Origin of the sequence: Aromatoleum bremense (assembly GCF_017894365.1) — a bacterium.
GTDB lineage: Bacteria > Pseudomonadota > Gammaproteobacteria > Burkholderiales > Rhodocyclaceae > Aromatoleum > Aromatoleum bremense.
The window spans coordinates 3,283,828-3,304,630 of sequence record NZ_CP059467.1; the positions used below are offsets into that span (position 1 = coordinate 3,283,828).

17 protein-coding genes and 2 tRNA genes are annotated in these 20,803 nt (G+C 65.6%); 8 read left to right on the top strand and 11 right to left on the bottom strand.

Going from position 1 to position 20,803, the window contains the following annotated elements; translation table 11 throughout:
* Positions 1 to 16 precede the first annotated feature (16 nt).
* On the bottom strand, positions 17 to 3,694 hold the full coding sequence (putA, locus tag pbN1_RS15430) for a trifunctional transcriptional regulator/proline dehydrogenase/L-glutamate gamma-semialdehyde dehydrogenase (protein ID WP_210147529.1): 3,678 nt from the start codon (positions 3,692 to 3,694) through the stop codon (positions 17 to 19).
* A gap of 99 nt (positions 3,695 to 3,793) precedes the next feature.
* On the opposite strand from putA, the gene pbN1_RS15435 reads away from it, so the two are divergent.
* A complete protein-coding gene (locus pbN1_RS15435) occupies positions 3,794 to 4,237 on the top strand; it encodes a phospholipase D-like domain-containing protein (protein WP_210147530.1) in 444 nt (147 codons plus the stop codon).
* Positions 4,238 to 4,364: 127 nt separating this feature from the next.
* Positions 4,365 to 5,093: an alpha/beta fold hydrolase gene (locus pbN1_RS15440; protein ID WP_169201998.1), complete on the top strand. Its 729-nt coding sequence runs from the start codon at positions 4,365 to 4,367 to the stop codon at positions 5,091 to 5,093.
* A gap of 20 nt (positions 5,094 to 5,113) precedes the next feature.
* Here pbN1_RS15440 and pbN1_RS15445 read toward each other — a convergent pair whose 3' ends face one another.
* Positions 5,114 to 5,815, bottom strand: a complete 702-nt coding sequence (locus pbN1_RS15445) for a VIT1/CCC1 transporter family protein (protein ID WP_169201999.1) — start codon at positions 5,813 to 5,815, stop codon at positions 5,114 to 5,116.
* 166 nt (positions 5,816 to 5,981) lie between these two features.
* Positions 5,982 to 6,311: a hypothetical protein gene (locus tag pbN1_RS15450; RefSeq protein ID WP_169202000.1), complete on the bottom strand. Its 330-nt coding sequence runs from the start codon at positions 6,309 to 6,311 to the stop codon at positions 5,982 to 5,984.
* A gap of 523 nt (positions 6,312 to 6,834) precedes the next feature.
* On the opposite strand from pbN1_RS15450, the gene norV reads away from it, so the two are divergent.
* Together norV and pbN1_RS15460 are read left to right on the top strand one after the other, a co-directional pair.
* Positions 6,835 to 9,603 (top strand): anaerobic nitric oxide reductase flavorubredoxin, encoded by a 2,769-nt coding sequence (norV, locus tag pbN1_RS15455; RefSeq protein ID WP_210147531.1) that lies wholly within the window; start codon positions 6,835 to 6,837, stop codon positions 9,601 to 9,603.
* A 225-nt stretch (positions 9,604 to 9,828) separates the two neighbouring features.
* Positions 9,829 to 10,293, top strand: a complete 465-nt coding sequence (locus pbN1_RS15460; RefSeq protein ID WP_169202002.1) for an Rrf2 family transcriptional regulator — start codon at positions 9,829 to 9,831, stop codon at positions 10,291 to 10,293.
* Between the two features lie 46 nt (positions 10,294 to 10,339).
* On the opposite strand, the gene pbN1_RS15465 is transcribed toward pbN1_RS15460, so the two are convergent.
* A complete protein-coding gene (locus tag pbN1_RS15465; RefSeq protein WP_169202003.1) occupies positions 10,340 to 11,176 on the bottom strand; it encodes a DODA-type extradiol aromatic ring-opening family dioxygenase in 837 nt (278 codons plus the stop codon).
* A gap of 229 nt (positions 11,177 to 11,405) precedes the next feature.
* A tRNA-Met gene (locus tag pbN1_RS15470) sits at positions 11,406 to 11,482 on the bottom strand.
* Between the two features lie 234 nt (positions 11,483 to 11,716).
* Between pbN1_RS15470 and aroD the strand changes: the two genes are divergently transcribed.
* The gene (aroD, locus tag pbN1_RS15475; RefSeq protein WP_169202004.1) at positions 11,717 to 12,499 is read left to right on the top strand and encodes a type I 3-dehydroquinate dehydratase; all 783 of its coding nucleotides are present in this window, start codon (positions 11,717 to 11,719) and stop codon (positions 12,497 to 12,499) included.
* A gap of 59 nt (positions 12,500 to 12,558) precedes the next feature.
* On the opposite strand, the gene pbN1_RS15480 is transcribed toward aroD, so the two are convergent.
* Positions 12,559 to 13,455 carry a ketopantoate reductase family protein gene (locus tag pbN1_RS15480; protein WP_169202005.1) on the bottom strand — a complete coding sequence of 299 codons (897 nt, stop codon included), beginning with the start codon at positions 13,453 to 13,455 and terminating at the stop codon, positions 12,559 to 12,561.
* A 219-nt stretch (positions 13,456 to 13,674) separates the two neighbouring features.
* On the opposite strand from pbN1_RS15480, the gene pbN1_RS15485 reads away from it, so the two are divergent.
* Positions 13,675 to 14,037: a YajD family HNH nuclease gene (locus tag pbN1_RS15485; protein WP_169202006.1), complete on the top strand. Its 363-nt coding sequence runs from the start codon at positions 13,675 to 13,677 to the stop codon at positions 14,035 to 14,037.
* 74 nt (positions 14,038 to 14,111) lie between these two features.
* Complete coding sequence (locus pbN1_RS15490; RefSeq protein ID WP_210147532.1) at positions 14,112 to 14,891, top strand: alpha/beta hydrolase; 780 nt, start codon at positions 14,112 to 14,114, stop codon at positions 14,889 to 14,891.
* A 41-nt stretch (positions 14,892 to 14,932) separates the two neighbouring features.
* On the opposite strand, the gene pbN1_RS15495 is transcribed toward pbN1_RS15490, so the two are convergent.
* Positions 14,933 to 15,475, bottom strand: a complete 543-nt coding sequence (locus tag pbN1_RS15495) for a hypothetical protein (protein ID WP_169202007.1) — start codon at positions 15,473 to 15,475, stop codon at positions 14,933 to 14,935.
* A 291-nt stretch (positions 15,476 to 15,766) separates the two neighbouring features.
* Here pbN1_RS15495 and pbN1_RS15500 point away from each other — a divergent pair, with 291 nt between their 5' ends.
* The gene (locus pbN1_RS15500) at positions 15,767 to 16,651 is read left to right on the top strand and encodes a universal stress protein (protein ID WP_168953731.1); all 885 of its coding nucleotides are present in this window, start codon (positions 15,767 to 15,769) and stop codon (positions 16,649 to 16,651) included.
* A gap of 99 nt (positions 16,652 to 16,750) precedes the next feature.
* Here pbN1_RS15500 and pbN1_RS15505 read toward each other — a convergent pair.
* The 4 genes from pbN1_RS15505 to pbN1_RS15520 form a co-directional block, all read right to left on the bottom strand.
* Positions 16,751 to 16,826 (bottom strand) — tRNA-Thr (locus pbN1_RS15505).
* Positions 16,827 to 16,923: 97 nt separating this feature from the next.
* Positions 16,924 to 18,081 carry an HD-GYP domain-containing protein gene (locus pbN1_RS15510; protein ID WP_168953959.1) on the bottom strand — a complete coding sequence of 386 codons (1,158 nt, stop codon included), beginning with the start codon at positions 18,079 to 18,081 and terminating at the stop codon, positions 16,924 to 16,926.
* Between the two features lie 73 nt (positions 18,082 to 18,154).
* Positions 18,155 to 18,934, bottom strand: a complete 780-nt coding sequence (locus tag pbN1_RS15515) for a Crp/Fnr family transcriptional regulator (protein WP_011235970.1) — start codon at positions 18,932 to 18,934, stop codon at positions 18,155 to 18,157.
* A gap of 2 nt (positions 18,935 to 18,936) precedes the next feature.
* Positions 18,937 to 20,802 (bottom strand): nitric oxide reductase activation protein NorD, encoded by a 1,866-nt coding sequence (locus pbN1_RS15520; RefSeq protein ID WP_169202008.1) that lies wholly within the window; start codon positions 20,800 to 20,802, stop codon positions 18,937 to 18,939.
* Position 20,803 lies beyond the last annotated feature (1 nt).

Below are 20,803 nucleotides of genomic sequence, written 5' to 3' on the forward strand. Positions count from 1 at the left end.
GCCGGGCTGACTGCGATCAGGCGCCGAGCGCCATCAGACTGGCATTGCCTCCGGCGGCAGCGGTATTGATGCTGACGGTGCGCTCGTGGACGAGCCGCGCCGGATCGTAGTCCGGTGCGGGCTGCAGCAGCGGCACGATCGGGCCGTCGCGTTCGGCGAGGCGGATACGCCACGCGTCGGCCTCTGCCGCCGTGCCGTCGAGCAGCAGCACGCTGAATGGGTGTCCGAACCAGTCGGTGTTCAGCGTCACCTGCGCTCGGGCCAGGTCCGGCAGAGCGTCGAACAACTTGCGATGCGCGGCGTCGTCCGTGAATACGATGCGATTGCCAGTCGCCAACGCGGCGAGGAGCTGGTGCAGGCGCCCAAAGGTCGTCGCGGCGACGCCGGCGACGAGGCCCCGCGCGACGAAACGCAAGCTGTTGTCTTCGCCGGTAGGCCCGGGCAGGGCGAGCCGCAGGCCGACGAGGCGCTTCGCGCGGCAAGCGGCGATCCGCTCGTGCAGGAATGCGCGGCCGGCGTCGTCGAGCAGCGCCCGCCCTGCGCCGTCGATCCAGGCGACGAGGCAGGCGAACGTCTCGTCGTCCGGGAGCCGGTCGCGGCCGTCCAACGCCGACCCCGGGCTGCGGCGCAGCAGGCGATGCACATACAGCGGGCCGCCCGCTTTCGGTCCGGTGCCGGACAGGCCTTCGCCGCCGAAAGGCTGCACGCCGACGACGGCGCCGATCATGTTGCGGTTGACGTAGAGGTTGCCGACGCGGGCGCGCGCGATCACGGCGTCGATCGTCTCGTCGATGCGTGAATGCACGCCCATCGTCAGGCCGTAGCCGGTCGCGTTGATCGCGTCGAGGAGGCGGTCGAGCTCGTCAGCGCGGTAGCGCAGCACGTGCAGGATCGGACCGAAGTGCTCGCTGCCGACATCGCGGATGTCGCCGACCTCGATGATCGTCGGCGCGACGAAAGTGCCCCGGCTGCAGCGCTGCGGCAACGCGAGGCGGGTGATTCGTGCGCCGTTCGCGTGCATCGCGGCGACATGGCGCTCGAGTACCGCCTGGGCGTCCGCGTCGATGACCGGACCGATGTCGTTGCGCACGTCCGACGGGTCGCCGAGCCGCATTTCGTCGAGCGCGCCGCGCAGCATCGCGAGCACGGCGTCGGCGACGTCGTCCTGCAGGCACAGCACGCGCAGCGCCGAGCAGCGCTGGCCGGCGGAGTCGAAGGCCGATGCGATCGCGTCGCCGACCACCTGCTCGGCGAGCGCCGTGGAGTCGACGATCATCGCGTTCTGCCCGCCGGTTTCAGCGATCAGCGGCACGTCGCCGCCGCGTTTGGCGAGCGCGCGATTGATCAGCGTAGCGACTTCGACCGAGCCGGTGAACAGCACGCCGCGCACGCGCTGATCGGCTACCAGTGCTGCGCCGACGGTCTCGCCGCGGCCGGGGAGCAACTGCAGGACGGCCGCGGGCACGCCGGCTTCGCGGAACAGGGCCGCTGTCGCGGTGGCGATCAGCGGAGTCTGTTCGGCCGGTTTGGCAAGCACCGGGTTGCCTGCGGCGAGCGCCGCCGCGATCTGGCCGGTAAAAATCGCCAGCGGGAAATTCCACGGGCTGATGCACAGCACCGGCCCGAGCGCGACATGGCTCGCGTTGTCGGAGCCGCGCACCCGAGCGGCGTAGTAGCGGCAGAAATCGACGGCCTCGCGCACTTCCGCGAGGGCATTGGTCCATGACTTGCCGGCTTCGCGGACCGCCAGCGCGACGAGCTCGTCCGTGTCCCGCTCGATCAGTTCGGCAGCGCGCTCGAGGCAGGCGGCACGCACCGCCGCAGCCCGCATCGCCCACCCCGGCGCGGCACCGGACGCTGCCGCAAGCGCCCGTTCGACGTCGGTCTCATCGGCGTGAACGACCATCCCGACGACGTCCGAGTGATCCACCGGATTGCGCACCGCATGCACGTTGTCGCGTGAGGCGGGCGACGCTGCGCCGTTCGCGAGCAGCGGTCCGGCGCGGCGCACGACGCTGCGGCTGCGCTGCAGCGCAGCGCCGATGCGCTGGCGGACCGGCTCGTTGGCAAGGTCGTGGCCCGCCGAATTGCGCCGCTCGCTCCCGTACAGGTCGGCCGGCAGCGGAATCCGCGGGTGAGGCGCGCCGGCGAGCGGCAGCGCCTCCTCGACCGGATCGGCGACCAGCTCGTCGATGCTCACGTTTTCATCCACGATGCGATTGACGAAGCTCGAGTTCGCGCCGTTTTCGAGCAGACGCCGGACGAGGTAGGCGAGCAGCGTCTCATGGCTGCCGACGGGCGCGTAGATGCGCACCCTGCGCTGCGGGCCGCCGTCGCCGACGATCTGGTCGTAGAGCGGCTCGCCCATGCCGTGCAGGCACTGGAACTCGTAGTCGCCGGCTGCGTAGTCGTCGCCTGCGAGCTGGAAGACCGCCGAGAGCGTGTGGGCGTTGTGCGTCGCGAACTGCGGATAGAGGACGTCGCGCGCCGCGAGCAGCTGTTTGGCGCACGCGAGGTAGGCGACATCGGTGTACAGCTTACGCGTGAAGACCGGGTAGCCGGCGAGGCCCTCGACCTGGGTGCGCTTGATTTCTGCATCCCAGTACGCGCCCTTGACGAGCCGCACCATGAGGCGCCGGCCGCTGCGCCGGGCCAGCTCGATGATCCAGTCGACGACGTGCGGCGCGCGTTTCTGGTACGCCTGCACGACGAAGCCCAGGCCTTGCCACCCGGCGAGCCCGTCGTCGAGCGCGAGCGCTTCGAGCAGGTCGAGTGACAGCTCCAGGCGCTCGGCTTCCTCGGCGTCGATGTTCAGGCCGATGTCGTAGTGCCGCGCCAGCACGCACAGCGATTTCAGCCGCGGCAGCAGCTCGGCGAGCACGCGCTCGCGCTGCGACCACACGTAGCGCGGATGCAGCGCCGACAGCTTGACCGAAATGCCGTCGCCGTCGACCACGCCACGGCCGGCCGACGCCTGGCCGATGGCGTGGATCGCCTCTTCGTAGCCGGCGAGGTAGCGCCGCGCGTCGGCCGCCGTCATCGCCGCCTCGCCGAGCATGTCGAACGAGTAGCGGTAGCCGCGCCGGCGAGCCGCCACGCTGCGCTCGAGCGCTTCGGCGATGCTGCGGCCGGTGACGAACTGCTCGCCGAGCAGGCGCATCGCCAAGTCCATGCCGCGGCGGATCAGCGGTTCGCCGCCGCGCGCGAGCATCCGCGTGAGAGCGCTCGAAAGCCCTTGCGCGCTGCTCGTTGCCACCAGCCTTCCCGTCACCAGCAGGCCCCAAGTCGCGGCGTTGACGAACAACGACGGGCTGTGGCCGAGGTGCGCGTGCCAGTCGCGGTGGGCGAGCTTGTCGCGGATCAGCCGGTCGGCGGTCGCCGGGTCCGGCACCCGGAGCAGCGCTTCGGCGAGGCACATCAGCGCCACGCCTTCCTGGCTCGACAGCGAAAACTCCTTCATCAGCGCGTCGACGCCGCTGGAGCGGGTGCGCGTCGCCCGCAGTCCGGCGACCAGCTCGCGCGCCTGCGCGCGAATGCGCGCCTGCATTGCGGCATCGATCCGCGCGGCGCGGATCAGCGACGGCACGCACTCGGGTTCGGGCGTTCGCCAGGCGGCGTCGATGCGCCGGCGCAGTTCGGAACGGGCGGCGGCGGGGAGGGCGGCGGTGGCGGGATCGGGGATTTCGGGCTTCATCGCGAGGAGGACTCCTGAAGGCGCGATCGGGCGCTGCAGCCGCCGCTCGCGTGTACGCATCCGGGCGTCGCCGAGCGTCCGCGATCGAGCGCGGCGAGCATGCGACGGGTGGATGGGATTCTTGCACGGTTGGAGCCGAATTTTCTGCTATCGCTCGGCTCGCTCGCCATGTCGCGCGAGGGTCCGGCAAAAGCCGTCGATGACCGCTTCGCCGCGCAGCAGCTGATGCGGAGAAACGTTGATCGCCACTTTCGGTACCTCGACATCCGCGGTGCGCAGCCACGCGAGGTCGCGGCAGGCCACGCGCGGCGCAAGCGGCCCGTCATCTCGGCCGGGGCCGCCAATTTCGACATCCGTTCGTTCCGCCTCAACGACGAAACGAGCCTCAATCTCTACGACCGGCCGTTCGCCGAGAAAATGATCGTGGTCTTCGAGTCCGACCTCGCGCAGGTGCAGCGCTACACCTATGAAATGTGGCAGCAGCGGCCGATGAAGGACAAGCTGATCGAGAAATTAGTGTTGCCGCTGAAATCGCAGCTGTGACGGGGCCGATGCGCGCAAATCTCGCGTCCTGCGGCGGTTCGACTCAGCCGGCTGGTGCGACTAAACTGGATTCAGGGTTTCGGGGGCGAACTGCCGTCCTGGCGACAGACCGAGGAGAAGGATCGACATGGAAAAGATGAACCTGCTTCTGTTGCCCGGGCTGTTGAACGGGGCGAGCCTGTTCGAGCACCAGGTGGATGGGCTGGCGGACGTGGTCGGCATCACGATCGCCGACCTGACCGGTTCGGATTCGATGGCCGGCCTTGCAGAGGATGCGCTGGCGCAAGCGCCCGAAGGGCCGTTCGTGCTCGCCGGAATGTCGATGGGCGGCTATGTCGCCTTCGAGATCCTGCGCCGGGCACCGCACCGCGTGCGTGCGCTGGTGCTGCTCAGCACGAGCGCGCGTCCCGACACTCCCGACGCCACGGCGGCGCGCGAGGAGCTCATCGCGCTTGGCGCCACCGATTTTCCGGCGGTCATCGAAAAACTGCTGGCGCGCATGGCGCACCCCGAGCATGCGAACACCCCCGAGGTGGGCGGCGTGTTCCAGTCGATGGCGACCGGGCTCGGGTACGAAGTGTTCGTACGCCAGCAGCGCGCGATCATCGGCCGCGCGGACAGCCGGCCCACGCTCGCCGACATCGAATGCCCGACGCTCGTCCTGTGCGGGCAGGATGACCTCATCACACCGCCGGACGTGCACCATGAACTGGCGGCGGGGATTTCCGGTGCACGGCTCCATGCCATCGAGGAATGCGGTCATCTCGTGCCGCTCGAGCAGCCCGAACAGGTTACCGGGCTCTTGCGCGACTGGCTGGCGGCGCTCGCGGTCCCGCCGAAGACGCCGGGAACCTGACAAAGACCATCGTCACCAACTCAAACGACCGCCCCGAACAGCGCCCCGACGCCGGCAGTGATCGCCATCGCGAGTGCGCCCCAGAACGTGACGCGCCAAGCCCCTATCGGCACGGAGGCGCCGCCGACGCGGGCGGCAACGGCGCCGAGCAGGGCGAGGAACGCGAGCGACGTGCCCGAAACCCACGCAATCAGGCCCTGCGCAGGGGCCAGCGCCGTCACCGCCAGCGGCAGCGCTGCCCCGACCGCGAAGCTCGCGGCCGACGACAGCGCGGCCTGGACCGGCTGTGCGCTGAGCGTTGCGGAAATTCCGAGCTCGTCGCGCGCATGGGCGCCGAGCGCGTCGTGCGCCATCAGCTGGTTGGCAACCTGCTGCGCGAGGCCCGGCTCGAGTCCCCGCGCGATATAAATCGCGGCCAGCTCGCGGTGTTCCGCGACCGGCTGCCTCTCGAGTTCGGTGCGCTCGCGCGACAGCTCGGCATTTTCCGCATCGGCCTGCGAATGCACCGACACGTATTCGCCGGCGGCCATCGACATCGCCCCGGCCACCAGTCCGGCGACACCGGCCACGAGGGCAGCCCCCTGACCTGACCCGGCAGCCGCGACGCCGACCACGAGGCTGGCCGTCGAAACGATGCCGTCGTTGGCGCCGAGCACGGCAGCACGCATCCAGCCGAGGCGATCGGTGCGGTGACGTTCAGTGTGGCGTCGCGCGAACTTCATGATCGGCACTCCATAGGCGTCGATCCGTACAGCATGGCCGCTACAGAGGTGTCGTCAAGCCTGGGGTGAATTTCCGGCCCGCGCCGCCTGTCCGTCTTCACGCGTGAAACCGGCAAAATCCGGCGGCGTTATCGGTTTGGCCTACAAGGAGCGCGGCTCCCCGACGTCACGGCCACTGATAGAAGCTGGCGTGCCGCCGGAGCGCTTCCGGGTCGTTCTGGAAAGCGATCAGCTCCTGATGGACTTGGGCGCGCGTTTTTCCTTCCGGACCCGCCGGCGTCTTCATGTCGAGTACCCAGACGGCTTCTCCTCCGATGCGGCGCCACCCATTCACCGCCGGTTCGTCCTGGAATCCGGCGGTCGCGTGCACAACGTGATTGTGTGACGCCGCTTCAGCCCCGATGCGCACCGGTGCCGCTGAAGAATCCGCGATCGCGACGGAAGTGCCCAACGCGGCAACAAGAGCGATGCCTGTGCTTTTCAGATATTTCTGCATTTTTAGCCCCAAATATAATGTGACGATTAACAGGATTGAAATGGTGGCGCAATTCAGTTGCGTCGTTATTCAGAATAAGCGCTGATGTGATTGCATGATTTGATTTATATTATTTTTTGCAAATCATGATTAAACCGTTATGGCACCATGGAAATTTGGCCGCCAACAGACGGGAAGTCATGCTGGCGATAAGGTGCGGGAATATCCCTTTCGCCTTCCAGGGTAAAAAACGATGATCCCGAAACGGGATTGATGATGTATAAATAATGACGGTAGCAGAGTCATTGCCAGAATTGACGAAAATCAATTCAGATCCTTGCAAATTACGGCTACAGGTAACGCAGCAGGAATTATCTGAATTTGAAGTTGCAAGAAACATACATCTTCTGTTAGCCTGCAATCCTTGCTTCCAGCGGGGGCGTCAGTCTCCTGGTTCCCCTCATTGAGACGGAAGAGTCGGGTATGACGCGGCATATGAATGAAATAACGAATCCATATTCGCATCTCCGTGCCACGCGGATTAATGCAAGTTGATAATATAAAGAAGCATGTAGTATATTTATTAAAAATTCATGGTTTGTGTCCTGTATTTCAGGTGCGGATACCTTTCTATAATCAGGAGCGTGCAATGTCGTTTGCTGTGAAAAGTAATATCACGTGGGTCGGAAAACAGGATTGGGAGCTGCGTGAATTCCATGGTGCAGAATACTCGACGCACAAGGGATCGAGCTATAACAGCTATCTCGTGCGCGAGGAAAAGGTGGCGTTGATCGATACGGTCTGGAGCCCGTACGCGCAGGAGTTCGTCGACAATCTGGAAAAGGAAATCGATCTCGACAAAATCGACTACATCATCGCGAACCACGCGGAAATCGATCACAGCGGCGCATTGCCGGCATTACTGGCGAGGATTCCCGGCACGCCGATCTACTGCACCGAAAACGGCGTCAAGTCCCTGAAAGGACACTTTCACAAGGACTGGAATTTCAAAGTGGTCAAGACCGGGGATACGCTGGATCTGGGCAACGGCAAGCAGTTCGTATTCGTCGAAGCCCCGATGCTGCACTGGCCGGACAGCATGATGACGTACCTCGCCGGGGATGCGGTGCTGTTCAGCAATGACGCCTTCGGCCAGCACTACGCCAGCGAGCAGATGTTCAACGACCTCGTGGACCAGGAGGAACTGCGCGCCGAGTGCCTCAAGTACTACGCGAACATCCTCACGCCGTTCAGTGCACGTGTTACCGCGAAGATCCACGAAGTGCTGTCGTTCAAGCTGCCGCTGGAAATGATCTGCACGTCCCACGGCATCATCTGGCGCGACAATCCGGCGCAGATCGTGGAGCAATACCTGGCGTGGGCCGACGATTACCAGGAAAACCAGATCACGCTGATCTACGACACGATGTGGAACGGCACCCGGCAGATGGCAGAGGCGATCACCAAGGGGATCCGTTCGGCCGACCCGTCGGTGGAAGTCAAGATGTTCAACCTGGCCATCTCGGACAAGAACGACGTGCTCACGCAGGTGTTCAAATCGAAGGGCATTCTGGTCGGTTCTCCGACCGTCAACAACGGCATGCTGCCTCAGGTCGCGGCGCTGCTCGAAGAAATGCGCGGCCTGCGTTTCCGCGGCAAGCACGCGGCGCCATTCGGCAGCCACGGCTGGAGCGGCGGAGCCGTGGACCGGATCGGCCAGCGGCTGGAGGAGGCGGGCTTCAACGTCAGCGGCGGGATCGAAGCGGTCTGGAAGCCCACCGATGGCGCCTTGGACGAATGCCTCGCGTTCGGCCGGCGCATTGCGCAGCAATGGCGTGGCGATCATGTACCTGTCGAGGCCGGCGAGAGCGCTCCTGCGTCCGCGTTCGCCCGACAACCGGCCCGACCGGCCGCAAATACCGCTGCGGCAGCGGCCGCCACCCCGAACGTCGCTGCGGCTGACGGCGGTTCGATGAGGTGCCGGACCTGCGGCTGGGTTTATGACCCGGCGAAGGGAGAATCGGGGCAGGGCGTCGATGCCGGCACGCCGTGGTCCGCCGTGCCGGAAACGTTCCTGTGCCCCGAATGCCTACTCGGCAAATCGGAGTTTGAACCCCTGCATCCCCGCCGGGACGGCGCGGCGGACGCCTCCCGGGGTGACGGGCTCCAGCCCGCGCCGGTCGTGATCATCGGTGGCGGCAGCGCCACTTACCAGCTGGTCCGTGCTTTCCGGGCGCAGGACCAGGACACGCCGGTGCTGGTGATCACCGCGGATGCTGGTGCCGACTACCCCAAGCCCCAGCTGGTCCACGGATTCAGCCGCAAGCTCGGGCCGTCGGATCTGGTGCAGCGTTCGCCGGAAGAGCTCGCCCGCGAGTTCAACGTCACGATCAAGACTCATATACGGGTGGATTCGATCGATGCCAAGGCGAAGACGATCAGTTTCGGGGGCAAAATCCAGCCTTACAGGGATCTCGTCCTGGCGCTCGGTGCGAGTCCGTGGATCCCTCCGCTCGAAGGAAACGCCGTCGATCGGGTGATCACGCTGAACAATCTCGCGGACTACGAAACGTATCTGCATCAGCTCTCGCAGGGAAAGCGGGTGCTGGTGATCGGAGCGGGTCTGACCGGCACCGAGGTCGCGCTCGATCTGGTCGAAGGCGGGCAGCAGGTGTGGCTGACCGACGTCGCGCCCCGTACGCTTGCCCGGGTGTTGCCCGAGTTCGTCAGCCAGGAACTGGAAACCAGGCTGGTGCAGAAGGGATGCCTGCTGCATCTGGGTCAAAGCATCGTGTCACTCGACTCGAGCGCCGGAGGGATCACCGTGCGGCTTTCAGACGGGGAAACCTTTGAAGTGGACACGGTGGTGTCGGCGGCGGGAGTGCGGCCCCGCATCGAACTCGCCAGGGCCACCGGCCTCCAGGTCAATCGGGGAATCCGGGTCGATCCGCAGTTGCAGAGCAGCAGCGCGCATATCTATGCGCTGGGCGACTGCGCCGAGATCGAAGGACTGGTGCTGCCGTTCATGCATCCCCTGTCGCTGGCGGCCCAGGCACTGGCGAAAACGCTCGCCGGCGAGCCTACCGGACTTCGCCTGCCTGCGATGCCGACGATAGTGAAAACGCCCGCGATGCCGATCCAGGTCGGCGGCGTGACGGTTGCCGATGGCCTTCAGTGGACGGTGGATGCCGATGAAACCGGCCTGACGGGCAAGGCGGTCAACGACGAGGGCGAATTGGTGGGCTACGTCGTGACCGGCAAGCATCTCGGCAACGGCATGGCGCTGCTGCAACAGTTGCCGGCACTGCTCTGAGGCCCGTTAGCGCTATCGACGATCGCTGCGTCGCCTTCGGTGACGAGCGGAAACAGAATGCGGGCGGCTCGAAAGGGCCGCTCGCTTCCTCATAAGCTGCATGCCAGATACACCTATCGATGGCCACGTGCTAATCTGTCGCGTACGGCCGATTGCCCGGTCCGTCCCGTTTGGGTCTGCCAGCGGGAGGGGGGTAGAAGTGCCGGGACATGCCGAGAGCCCGCGATGCAACTGACCCGATACACCGATTACGCGTTCCGTACACTGATTTTTCTCGGACTGCAAAAACCCGCCGAACTGGTAACGATCTCCATCGTGTCGGAGCATTTCGACATTCCCCGCAATCACCTCGTCAAGATCGTGAACCACCTGGCCAGGCTGGGCTACATCGAAGCCCTCAGGGGAAAAGGCGGCGGCATTCGCTTGAATCGTCCGGCCACGAAAATCAACTTGCGCAGCGTGGTCGAGGCCGTGGAAGAGACGCTGACGCCGATAAACTGCCACGAGCCTACCTGCAGGATCCTGCCGTCGTGCCGGCTCGTGGGCATCATGGACGAGGCGCAGGAAGCGTTCCTGGCAGTGCTCGGGAAATACAGCCTGAGTGATCTTCAGCAAGATCCGCAACGTCTCGAAAAATTGCTCAAGTGGTTTCCCTCGCACGAAAGGAGTGCGCACGTGGCGCACTCATGAACCGGGCCTCGAAGCGAATCCCGTGGGTAGCAATCGTGTCGTTGCTTCAGCCGAACCGAAAAGCGGAAAGCGTAGTTTCGAGCACGCGATCCGAGAAGACGCGCTGACCGCCGTCCTCGCCCGCGGCACCGGCGACCACCATCAGCGGCAGCAGATGCTCTTCGGCCTGCAGCGGGTGCGAAAGACGTGCCGAAGGCGCTTGCGCCCAGTCGACCAACGCCTGATGGCGGTGCTGCGGCGCCGCCTCGACCGCCGCCGTGAGCCAGCGGTCGAACTCGTCGGAGACGGGCCCGAAACGGGGATCGCCATAACCGCGCATGTTGTGAAAGCTCATGCCGCTGCCGACGATCAACACCCCTTCGTCACGCAGCGCCGCCAGCGCCTGGCCTGCCTGCATATGCGCCAGCGGGTCGAGATCCCGGCGCAGCGACAGTTGCACCACCGGGATATCGGCAGTCGGGAACATCAGCTTCAGCGGAATGAACATGCCGTGATCGAAGCCGTGGTGGGCGTCTATTTTCGCCGGGAGCTGCGCCTGGCCAAGCAGCGCGGCAATCTGCCCCGCCAGGCGGGGCTCGCCAAGGGCGTCATAGCGCAGTTCGTATGTGTGGGCCGGGAAACCGTAGTAGTCGTAGATCAGCTCCGGCCGTACGCCACTGGTAACGCTGAACACGGGCTCCAGCCAGTGCGCTGAAACGAGGACCACGGCCTGCGGGCGTTGCGGCAGGGTGCCGGCCACGCTCTTGAGGAAGCCGGCCATCGCGTCCCATGCCGTGGGCGGGTTCCAGTCCATGAAGAAGCAGGGGCCGGCACCATGGGGAACGAACAGGGTCGGCATCCGGGAATCGACGCGCGCGGGGACGGCTTGCGTAGTCTCTGACATATGCGCCACTCTCCTGGGGAAACGCCAACGCTGCAAAGTACCACTTGCGGTGCCGTACGGTTGAATCCTGCTGGGGTGAAACTCATGCGCAATTCATTTGCGCATCGTCAAAGCCGTAGTAGTGCCAAATATCGCGCAAATCGGTGCCAATTATCGCGCGCCGCTACACAGCGAAGCCAAAAAGCAAAAACCCAACCACCGCGAAGTGATTGGGTTTTTTGTACTTATTTGGTTGCGGGGGCAGGATTTGAACCTGCGACCTTCGGGTTATGAGCCCGACGAGCTGCCAGACTGCTCCACCCCGCGTCGGAGAAACAGAACTATAGTCGACTTCATAGATGCCGTCAATGAATATTGCCTGAAAAATGCCGAGACAAGCTGCGGCCCCGGCTACAAGGAACGGGCTGGCGACGCTATGCTGTCGGCCGGCCGGGTTTGTAGTGCGTGAACTGTGTTTTCGGAAATTCCGGCATCCCTCCGTCAGGGGTTCGGCGGCGTGCCGGAACCTGGACCTGTTTGAGATTTCAAGGGAATCAACCCATGGCAATGACGCGGTCGCTCGAAGTGAAAGGCCAGCCGGTGGCCGGCGGCAAGGAGCCGTTGATCTGCGCGCCGCTCGTCGGCAGAGACGAAGCGGCGGTGCTGCACGAGCTGGAGGTGATCGTCGCGAAGCGGCCCGATCTTCTCGAGTGGCGGGTCGATTTCTACTCCGGCATCTCCGACGTTAACCGTGTCGTCGAGCTCGCGAAGAAGATCCGCACGAGTTCGGCCGGCATTCCGCTCATCTTCACGCGCCGCTCGACCCGCGAAGGCGGCGAGACGATCGGCATCTCCGAGGAGCAGGTGCTGTCGATGTACCGGGCGGTCGCCCGTTCGAGCGCGGTCGACTTCCTCGACTATGAGTTGAGCAGCGAGCCGGAGCATTTCGAGCAGGCCGTCGCGCTCGCCTGCGAGACCGGCACGAAACTCATCGCATCGTTCCATAACTTCCAGAAGACGCCGCCGGCCGACGAGATCGTCGCGAAGCTCGTCGCGATGGAAGAAGCGGGCGCCGACATCGCCAAGGTCGCGGTGATGCCGCAAGGGCTCGAGGACGTGCTGACGCTGCTGCAGGCGACACTGGAAGCGCAGAAGAAGATTCGGCTTCCGGTCATCAGCATGTCGATGGGCGCCTATGGTTCGCTGAGCCGCCTGTTCGGCTGGGTGTTCGGCTCGTCGGTGAGCTTCGCGGTCGGCCAGAAGGCATCGGCGCCCGGGCAGGTGCCGATCGAGGACCTGAGGACGGTGCTCGAAGTCCTGCAGCGCTCGCTCAAGGGCGAGTAAGCCGGAGGCACGGAGGGACTTTTTACGCGTACGCGTCGTGACGCCGGCTTTCCGGTTCTTCAGCCGGCTTGCCGCGCTTCGAGCAGCTTGACCAGGCTGTGCAGGACGCGATTGACTGGCGTCGCAATGCCGAAGGCCTCGCCCTTGCGCAGCACGTAGCCGTTGAGATGGTCGATCTCGCTGCGTTTGCCGCGCGCGAGGTCCTGCGCGGTGGAGGAAAACTGCGTCGGCATCGTGCGGGCGATATGCTGCACCGCTTCCCACGGATCCCCCGGCACATTCACGCCTTCGGCCTGCGCGACGGTGAGGCACTCCCGCATGACGTCACGCATCACGTCTTCGACCCCTTCGCCGCGCACGAGGCGACCGTAAGGCAGTTGCGTGATCGCGGACAGCGCGTTGTACGCGCAGTTGAGGATCAGCTTGGCCCATAGCGCGCCCATCACGTTGTCCGAGATCTGCACCGGCACGCCGGCCTCGGCGAACAGCTTCGCCAGCGCCTCGCTCGCGGCCGTTGGGCCGATCACGAGCTCGCCGCGTCCATGGTGCCTGACGTGGCCCGGTCCGGCCATTTCGGTCGCGACATAGACCACCGCCGGCGCGACCTCGCGTCCGAGCAGCGCCTGCAGCCGCGATGCGTTGTCGACGCCGTTTTGCAGGCTTAGCAGCAGCGCGGCGGGTGCAAGATGCGGTGCCATTTCCGCCGCTGCATCGGCGGTATCCGTCGACTTCACGCAGCACAGCACGAGTTGCGCCCCCCGCACGGCGCCGGCGTCGGTGCTCGCGCGCATCGGTACACGTGCCTGGAAGGTCTGGGTATCGAGGAACAGCCCGTCGCGCTGCACCGCCTCGACATGCGGCGCCCGGCCGATCAGGACCACGTCGTGGCCCGCACGCGCGAGCATCCCGCCGTAGTAGCAGCCGACCGCGCCGGCACCCATCACTGCAATATCCATCCTGCTCGCTCCAAAGTATCGCCTCGAACTGCGAGGCGTGTCTCATCATGGTTGTCGTAGCCGCTCATGGTAACGCCATCGCGTGCGAGGGCAGATTGGGATGGGTGAGCATCTTTGCTCCAGACAAGTCGATCGCCGGTCGTGCCTGGGGTATTTGAATCGCCTCGCTTGCCGCGCGACAATGTGCGCCGGCACGGCCATTTCGTGGGAGCAGTCGAGATGAGCAAACCGGATCACGAGCGGCTCGACCGGCTCGTCGCCGAGGCGCGACGCGCCAGGGAGCAGCGCGAGCAGGGGTATCGTGAGCGGGCGCTCAAGATCTATCCGTGGATCTGCGGCCGCTGTGCACGCGAATTCACGCGCGAGAACGTGCATCAGCTCACCGTGCATCACCGCGACCACAATCACGACCACAACCCGTCCGACGGCAGCAACTGGGAGCTGCTCTGCCTGTATTGCCACGATGCCGAGCATTCGCGAGTCCTGGATTGCGCAGGGCGCAGCGCGGGGAGCGAGGAGCTTTCCCCGGCCACGCACCAGCCGTTCGCGGATCTGAAGTCGCGGCTGAAGGGGCGTACGTAGCGCAGTCACGCGAGGCGCAACGCGTTGGCTGGCGCAGGCCGGGCTCGCACGAGGCGAAAGGGCTCTCCCGAACGATGCTGCGGCTCGCCATTGCCTCTCTGATCATGATTGCCGGGGTCACCATGTTCCAGGACCGTTGGCTTTATTTCCCCGACAGGGCCACGCTGAGTGAGGTGGTGTCCGACCGGCTGCGCGCGTGGCCGACGCCCGAGGACTTTCGCGGCCTTATCGCCGAGCCGGCGAGCCCCGCGCGCGGCACGGCAATCGTCTTTCACGGCAACGCCGGCCATGCCGGCCATCGGGACTTTTACGCGGCCCTGCTCACAAGGCTGGGGCTGCGCGTGATCCTGGCCGAGTATCCGGGCTATGGTCCGCGTGGCGGCAGGGTAGGCGAACAGAATCTGGTCGCCGATGCCGAACATACCATCGCGCTCGCCTATCGCCTGCACGGCGGGCCGCTGCTGCTCATCGGCGAATCACTCGGCGCCGGCGTCGTGGCGGCGACGAGCGCGAGCCAGCGCGACAGGATTGCCGGGCTGCTGCTCATCACGCCCTGGGACCGACTCGAGAACGTCGCGACGTTCCACTATCCGTGGCTGCCCGTGCAGTGGCTGCTGTATGACCGGTATGACAGCGCCGCCCATCTGGCGTCGTTCGGCCGCCCGGTGCTGGTGGTGGTCGCGGAGCGGGACAGCATCGTTCCCGCCCGCTTCGGCGCCGCCCTTTATCGGGCGCTCGGGAATCCCAAGCGGCTGGCGGTGGTGGAGGGCGCGGAACACAACGACTGGGTCGATCATGTCGATGAGCGCTGGTGGCGCGACGCGATCTCGTTCCTGCTCGAGGAATCGCGGTGATCGACTCCCGATGTGCAGGGCGAGCACGTGCCCGCTTCGGGTCAATCCCCGTTATCGCGGTGAACGGAGTCCGGGTCCGGGCCGCCTGAATCCGGCAACAGCGTTTCGAGCCACGCGTTCGCGCTGGTCGTGGTCAGCTTGAACCCGGCGTCCACGCGCAGCACGGCCAGTTCCTCGCCGGTGGCATCAAACGCTGCGAGCAATGCATGCGGGTCGAATTCGTCGGGGATGATGTCGAGCGTGACGCTGATCCGTCCGGAGGGGGTGTTCACCGTGACCTTCTTGTGGAACATCGCGTGCCGTTGCTGCTCGTGGCGGCGCAGGACCTCGGAGGCGGTCTTGACGAGCGTGTTGAACGCGTTGACGTCGAGCGGCTTCGGGTTCTTCTTGTCGCGCCCCATCGTCCACGGTCCGACCAGGGCCGGCTCGGGTTCGCCGTCCATGATCATCTCCACGGCCCATCCTTCGTCATCTTCGTTCTTGATGACGCGTGCAGTCCATCCGTCGTCACGCCACAGCCGCGGTTCCTTGACCGAAGGCGGCGAGTCGTCCTCCGCCTCGTCGTTGAATGCATTCGATGTCATCGGCCGATTTTACGTCCTGCGGCGCCTGGACGCGCGGTTCCCGCCGCTGATTGGCTCACACCGGTCCTTCGGCCGCAGCCAGCCGTGCCGAGCGCATCATCAGTTTCTCCAATTCCGCGACGCGTCACGGTCGCGAGCAGCACGAATCTTGGTCGTCGGAACTCCATCGTGCCGACGTAGGGTAATATCGTGGCCAGGTATTGACGCACTGCAGCGAGCGCAGGCCATGTCGAACGCAACGACAGTTATGCTCGCCGTATTGCATCTCTTGCCGAATGGAGGGCCGCGGTCATGAATCCCGTCAAGCGGCTGCTAGTCGCAACCGATCTTTCCGCTCCGGCGCGTCACGCCGCCGACCGCGCCGCGCTCGTGGCCCGCGAAGTGGGCGCGCGCCTTGATCTCTTCCACGTCGCGAATGTCACGGCGATGGAAAAGCTTCGCCTTCTTGTTGCGGAGGTCCCGGCCGAAATCGAACAGCGGGTGCTCGATGCGGCACGGGAAGAAATGCGTGAGCTGGCGGCGAATCTGCTGAAACATCACGGTGTTGCGGCGGGCGTCCAGGTCGCATCGGGTCCCCTGTTGCCGGAAATCATCGGCCATGCCGACACGATATCCGCCGATCTCCTCGTGCTCGGGGCACGCGGCAGCAGTTTCATGCGACACCTGTTGATCGGCTCCACCGCCGAGCGGATGGTGCGCAAGACGCGGTGGCCGATGCTCATCGCCAAGCAACCTCCCCACGAGCCTTACCGGACCCTGCTCGTGCCGGTCGACTTTTCGCCGTTTTCGTTGCGCGCGCTGCGCAATGCACAAGCCGTCGCTCCCGGGGCGGACGTCGTGTTGCTGCATGCGTTCGAAGTGCCTTTCGAGAGCAAGCTGCGATTCGCGGGTATCGAAGACGAGCTGCTTGCCCGTTATCGCATCGCCGCCCGACAGGAGGCGCTGGGGAAACTGCGCGAACTGCGCGACGAAGTGGGGTTGCCGCCGGAGCGCACGCGCCTGATCGTCCTCCATGGCGACGCGTCGCGGAACATCATCGAGCAAGAGCAGGAGCAGGATTGCGACCTGATCGTGATGGGGAAGCATGGCGAAAGCGTGCTGGAAGATTTGTTGCTCGGGAGCGTCACCAAGCACGTGCTGGCCGAGTCCCAGGGGGACGTGCTGGTGTCGGTCTGAACCGCGGCTTGCAGGAAAGAAGCGGCGGAGAGGGCTCAGGTTTCCGGCGCAAAAAAGCAAAAAGCCCGACCATGGGGCGGGCTGATGCCTTCATGCTGCTGGTGCCGACAATCTGACTCGAACAGATGACCTACCGCTTACAAGGCGGTTGCTCTACCAACTGAGCTATGCCGGCGCGGGCCGGATTATAGCGCAACTGCGGGGGTGGAGACGGGTACCCCGATCTTCCGGGTGCGGGGCGATTCATTGCTCCGGGACGCGGCAGCGGGGATCTAGTGAGTCCGGGTGTCGTCCTGGAAGCGGCGGTAGATCTCTTCCACTTCTTCGCGGCAGTCGAGCAGGGCCGCGACGGTCGGCGCATAGAGCTTGGCGCCGCCCATCCGGGCGATTTCGTCGAAAGCGTTGTCGAGCGTCCAGGCCGTCTTGTAGCTGCGGGCGCAGGCGAGGGCGTCGAAGACGTCGGCGGTTGCAACGATGCGGGCTTCGAGCGGGATGGCCTCGCCCGCCAGTCCGTTCGGGTAGCCGCTGCCGTCCATGCGTTCGTGATGGGCGCTGACGATGTTTCGCAGCATGCCGATGTTCTCGAGGCCGGCGAGGCTGAAATCATTGATCAGCCGTTCGGCCATCTGGACGCCCATCGCGACGTGCTCGCGCATCACGTCCCGCTCGGCGTCATCGAGCCGTCCGGGTTTGAGCAGAATGCTGTCCGGGACTCCGATCTTGCCGATGTCGTGGAGCGCAGCGAACAGGAAAACATTTTCGATGTAGTCGTCGGACAGGCCGTGGGCCGGAGCGAGTTCCCGGGCGATCACGCGAGCGTAGCGCGCCATGCGGTCGAGGTGGGCGCCGGTTTCGAGATCGCGCACATGCGCGAACTGGCTTGCAAGCCGCAGGCCGCCGACGAGCATCTGCACTGTCGCGAGTTCCTGCGTGACGATCATGCCGATGAGATGGCCGGAGAGAAGCAGATCGGCGACAACATCGTCCGGGAAAGCGTCGCGCGTGCGCGAATCGAAGAACAGAAAACCGAGCAGCTGCTCGTTCCGCATGATCGGGACGGTCAGGCTCGACCGGTAGCCTTCGTGGAGCAACCAGCGGGAATGCGGCGAATCGGGGCTGATCGCAGCGCTCAGGTCGTTGAGGACTCGGGCCTTGCCACTCTGGGCAATGGCGAGAAGCGAAGGCACGTCGGCGAGCGGGCACTCGTAAGCTCGCAGCGAGGTGCCGCTGTCGGTGCTGTCGACGAACGTGCGCAGCCGTTTCAGGTCTGGGTCGTAGAGCGCGACCGCGAGGCGTTCGATGAGCGGATGCCGCTCGTGGATACGCTCATGCACCCCGCGCATCTTTGCGGCTACCGAAGAGAAATGCAGGTTGCTCGCCTGGCGAGCTGCCGAGGCGGCGAATTCCTGCCAGCTTACCGGGGCGTCCATAACCTTGACCTCGCGACCCATTTCGGGAATTGCTGCTTCGCTGCCGGGAACGCAGTGTCAAGATCGACAGGAGCTAGAATTGGCCCTGCGTCGTGCGCAGCTTCTCGATATCCGGGATGTGAATCGTGCGTCCCTCGACACAGATTAACCCGGCTTCAATCAGTTCGTGCAGGATGCGGGAGAAATGTTCCTGGGTGAGGTTCAGGCGCGACGCGATCGTGCCTTTGCTGGTCGGGAGGCGCACCGACACGTAGCCGTTCGTCCTCGGTTCGCCGTCGATTTCCTCCTGGCGCAGGAGGTAGCCGACGATGCGCTCGCGCCCGGAGCGCAGCGAGTAGGTCTCGACGTCGGCGATCAGGTGGTGCAGGCGGTGGGACAGGCCGGCGATGATCTTGCGGCAGAACACCGGATCGCGGTCCATCTCGTCGAACACGACGCTCTTCGAGATATGCAGCAGCTTGCAGTCGGTCAGCGCCTGGGCCATCACGACGTAGGGCTTGTCCATGAACATCACCGCCTCGCCGAACGTCTGGCCCGGAAGGATGATCTCGATGACTTTCTCGTGCCCCTCGGCGGACGTGAATGCGAGCTTGACCTGGCCGGCCAGCACCAGGTGGAAGCCGTGGCAGGGGTCGCCCTTGTGGAACACCACGCAGCCCCTGTCCACGTTCTGCTCGCGCACGCCGTGAGCGAAGCGGGCGATCTCGGCGGGACTGAAGCCGCTGAGGAGCGGCACGTGAACGAGCAGTCTGCACAAGCGCTCAGTCTCGGCGTGCTCTTGCCCGATCGCGGGGCACGCGGTGGAAGAGAGGGTTTCGCCCCGGGTTCCGGGCGAACAGGCAATACGCGGCATGATTACCGTGTCAGTTGAGCGTAGAACAGCGGAAGTCGCGCCGGCAGTTCCTCTGGCTTGCGAATCACCGCGTAACCGGCCGGGCCGAAGAGGTGCGGCAGGTAGCCCGCGCCCTCGCGGTCGATTGTGACACAGAACGGAACGAGGCCCTGTTTGCGCGCTTCGCCGACGGCGACGCGAGTGTCCTCGATGCCGTAGCGTCCTTCGTACAGATCGAGATCGTTCGGCTTGCCGTCCGACAGGATCAGCAGGATGCGCCGGGCGGCCTGTTCTGTTGCAAGCAGCTGGCTTGCGTGCCGGAGCGCCGCGCCCAGTCGGGTGTAGTAGCCCGGCTTGATCGCGCTGATGCGCCCGCGGATGCGATCGTCGAAGCGGTCGTTGAAGTCTTTCAGCCGATGAAAGCGGACCTGGCTGCGCTTGACCGACGAGAACCCGGCCATCGCGAAACGATCCCCCGTCGCGCCGAGCGCCTCGCCGAACAGCAGCAGCGCGTCGCGGATGACGTCGATGACGCGCGCTTCGCTCGACACCCAGCTGTCGGTCGACAGCGACAGATCGGCGAGCACCATGCAGGCCAGATCGCGTTCGCGTTTTTCGAGCGACAGATACAGTTGATCGGACGGATTGCGTCCGACCGCGCGGTCGGTCTGCGCGCGGACCACCGCGTCGAGGTCGAGCTCGGTGCCGTCGGGACGCGCTTTCAGCCAGCGCCGGCCGGGCTGCAGCGCGGCGAACTGCTGGTGCAGTCGCCGCGCGGTGCGCCGCAGCGGTTCGGGCAGCGGGCAGGGCGGGGCGTCGCGCGCGGCAAGCTCGGCCAGACGCACGTGATCCTGCAGCAGCACGCCTTTGCGGTAGTCCCATTCCGGCAGCGGGATGCCGGCGCCGAGCACGATGTCGTCCTCGGCTGCCGAAGGGAGGTCGAGATCGAAGCGCACTTTCGACGCGACGCGGTCCGTATCCTGCGCGAGCGACAAGTGATCGAGGTCGCGCGCGGCGCTGGCGGCATTCGGGTCCGGCTCGTCGTCGGTCGGGCGATTGACACGCAGGAACTCGGCGACCGCAAGCAGGCTTTCGGCGCGGAAGAAAATCAGCAGGCCGTTCTTTTCCTGCGGCATGTCGACCTGCTCGGCACGGTGGGCGTGGCGCTCGTTTTCATCGAAGGACGGCGGCCCGCCGTCGGCGGTCTGCTCGGGGTCGGCGCCGGTGTTGCGCCGGCTCGCGGCGGTGCCGGACAGGGAACCGGTGAGCCACAGCAACACCGGCTGCGCGGGGGGCGTCCCGGACGGGACCGGCGGCAGCGCGCGGACGGTGCCCGGCGCTTCGAGCGCCTGGCGAATCGCACGTTCGCGTTCGGCTTCGGCGGCGGGGAGTTTCTCGGGACGCGGGCGCGTCGGCAGATAGGCGGCGACGAGGCGCCGGTAGCGCGGTTCGATCCCTGGCCACGCGTGCAGCGCCGCGCAGGTCGCGAACTGGTTGCAGCGGAAGTCGTTGTCGGCCTCGTCCGGCCCGCCCGCTTCGATGCCGTCGTGCGCGGCCGCGAGCGCGGCGAGCCACAGGTAGAGGTCGCGGTTCAGCGAGCGCTCGGGAAAGGCGTCGATCTCCGGCGGCAGCCGCAGCGTCGAGGCGTCCATGCGCGCGCGGGCGGCCCGCTCGCCGGCGCCCGCGATGCGTTTCAGCAGACTGCGGCGCGCGCCATGTTCGTCCTCGGTGGCGGCGGCGACGCGCAGGCCGGGATCGCCGCCGAGGGCGCGGAAGAACACGCCGGCGGTGCGCTCGATCTCCTTCAGCTTGACGACCGCCTCGGGGTGATTGCCCAGCGCGGTGCGGGTGACCCAGCGGTGCCAGAGTTTGCCAACGGCTTCTTCCATC

Coding starts and splice junctions, on each gene's coding strand:
- aroD (WP_169202004.1), top strand. CDS start 11,717: ATGGCAATGACGCGGTCGCTCGAAGTGAAAGGCCAGCCGGTGGCCGGC.
- pbN1_RS15515 (WP_011235970.1), bottom strand. CDS start 18,934: ATGCCGCGTATTGCCTGTTCGCCCGGAACCCGGGGCGAAACCCTCTCT.
- pbN1_RS15435 (WP_210147530.1), top strand. CDS start 3,794: ATGCGACGGGTGGATGGGATTCTTGCACGGTTGGAGCCGAATTTTCTG.
- pbN1_RS15485 (WP_169202006.1), top strand. CDS start 13,675: ATGAGCAAACCGGATCACGAGCGGCTCGACCGGCTCGTCGCCGAGGCG.
- pbN1_RS15450 (WP_169202000.1), bottom strand. CDS start 6,311: ATGCAGAAATATCTGAAAAGCACAGGCATCGCTCTTGTTGCCGCGTTG.
- pbN1_RS15460 (WP_169202002.1), top strand. CDS start 9,829: ATGCAACTGACCCGATACACCGATTACGCGTTCCGTACACTGATTTTT.
- pbN1_RS15445 (WP_169201999.1), bottom strand. CDS start 5,815: ATGAAGTTCGCGCGACGCCACACTGAACGTCACCGCACCGATCGCCTC.
- putA (WP_210147529.1), bottom strand. CDS start 3,694: ATGAAGCCCGAAATCCCCGATCCCGCCACCGCCGCCCTCCCCGCCGCC.
- norV (WP_210147531.1), top strand. CDS start 6,835: ATGCAAGTTGATAATATAAAGAAGCATGTAGTATATTTATTAAAAATT.
- pbN1_RS15510 (WP_168953959.1), bottom strand. CDS start 18,081: ATGGACGCCCCGGTAAGCTGGCAGGAATTCGCCGCCTCGGCAGCTCGC.
- pbN1_RS15490 (WP_210147532.1), top strand. CDS start 14,112: ATGCTGCGGCTCGCCATTGCCTCTCTGATCATGATTGCCGGGGTCACC.
- pbN1_RS15480 (WP_169202005.1), bottom strand. CDS start 13,455: ATGGATATTGCAGTGATGGGTGCCGGCGCGGTCGGCTGCTACTACGGC.
- pbN1_RS15495 (WP_169202007.1), bottom strand. CDS start 15,475: ATGACATCGAATGCATTCAACGACGAGGCGGAGGACGACTCGCCGCCT.
- pbN1_RS15465 (WP_169202003.1), bottom strand. CDS start 11,176: ATGTCAGAGACTACGCAAGCCGTCCCCGCGCGCGTCGATTCCCGGATG.
- pbN1_RS15500 (WP_168953731.1), top strand. CDS start 15,767: ATGAATCCCGTCAAGCGGCTGCTAGTCGCAACCGATCTTTCCGCTCCG.
- pbN1_RS15440 (WP_169201998.1), top strand. CDS start 4,365: ATGGAAAAGATGAACCTGCTTCTGTTGCCCGGGCTGTTGAACGGGGCG.
- pbN1_RS15520 (WP_169202008.1), bottom strand. CDS start 20,802: ATGGAAGAAGCCGTTGGCAAACTCTGGCACCGCTGGGTCACCCGCACC.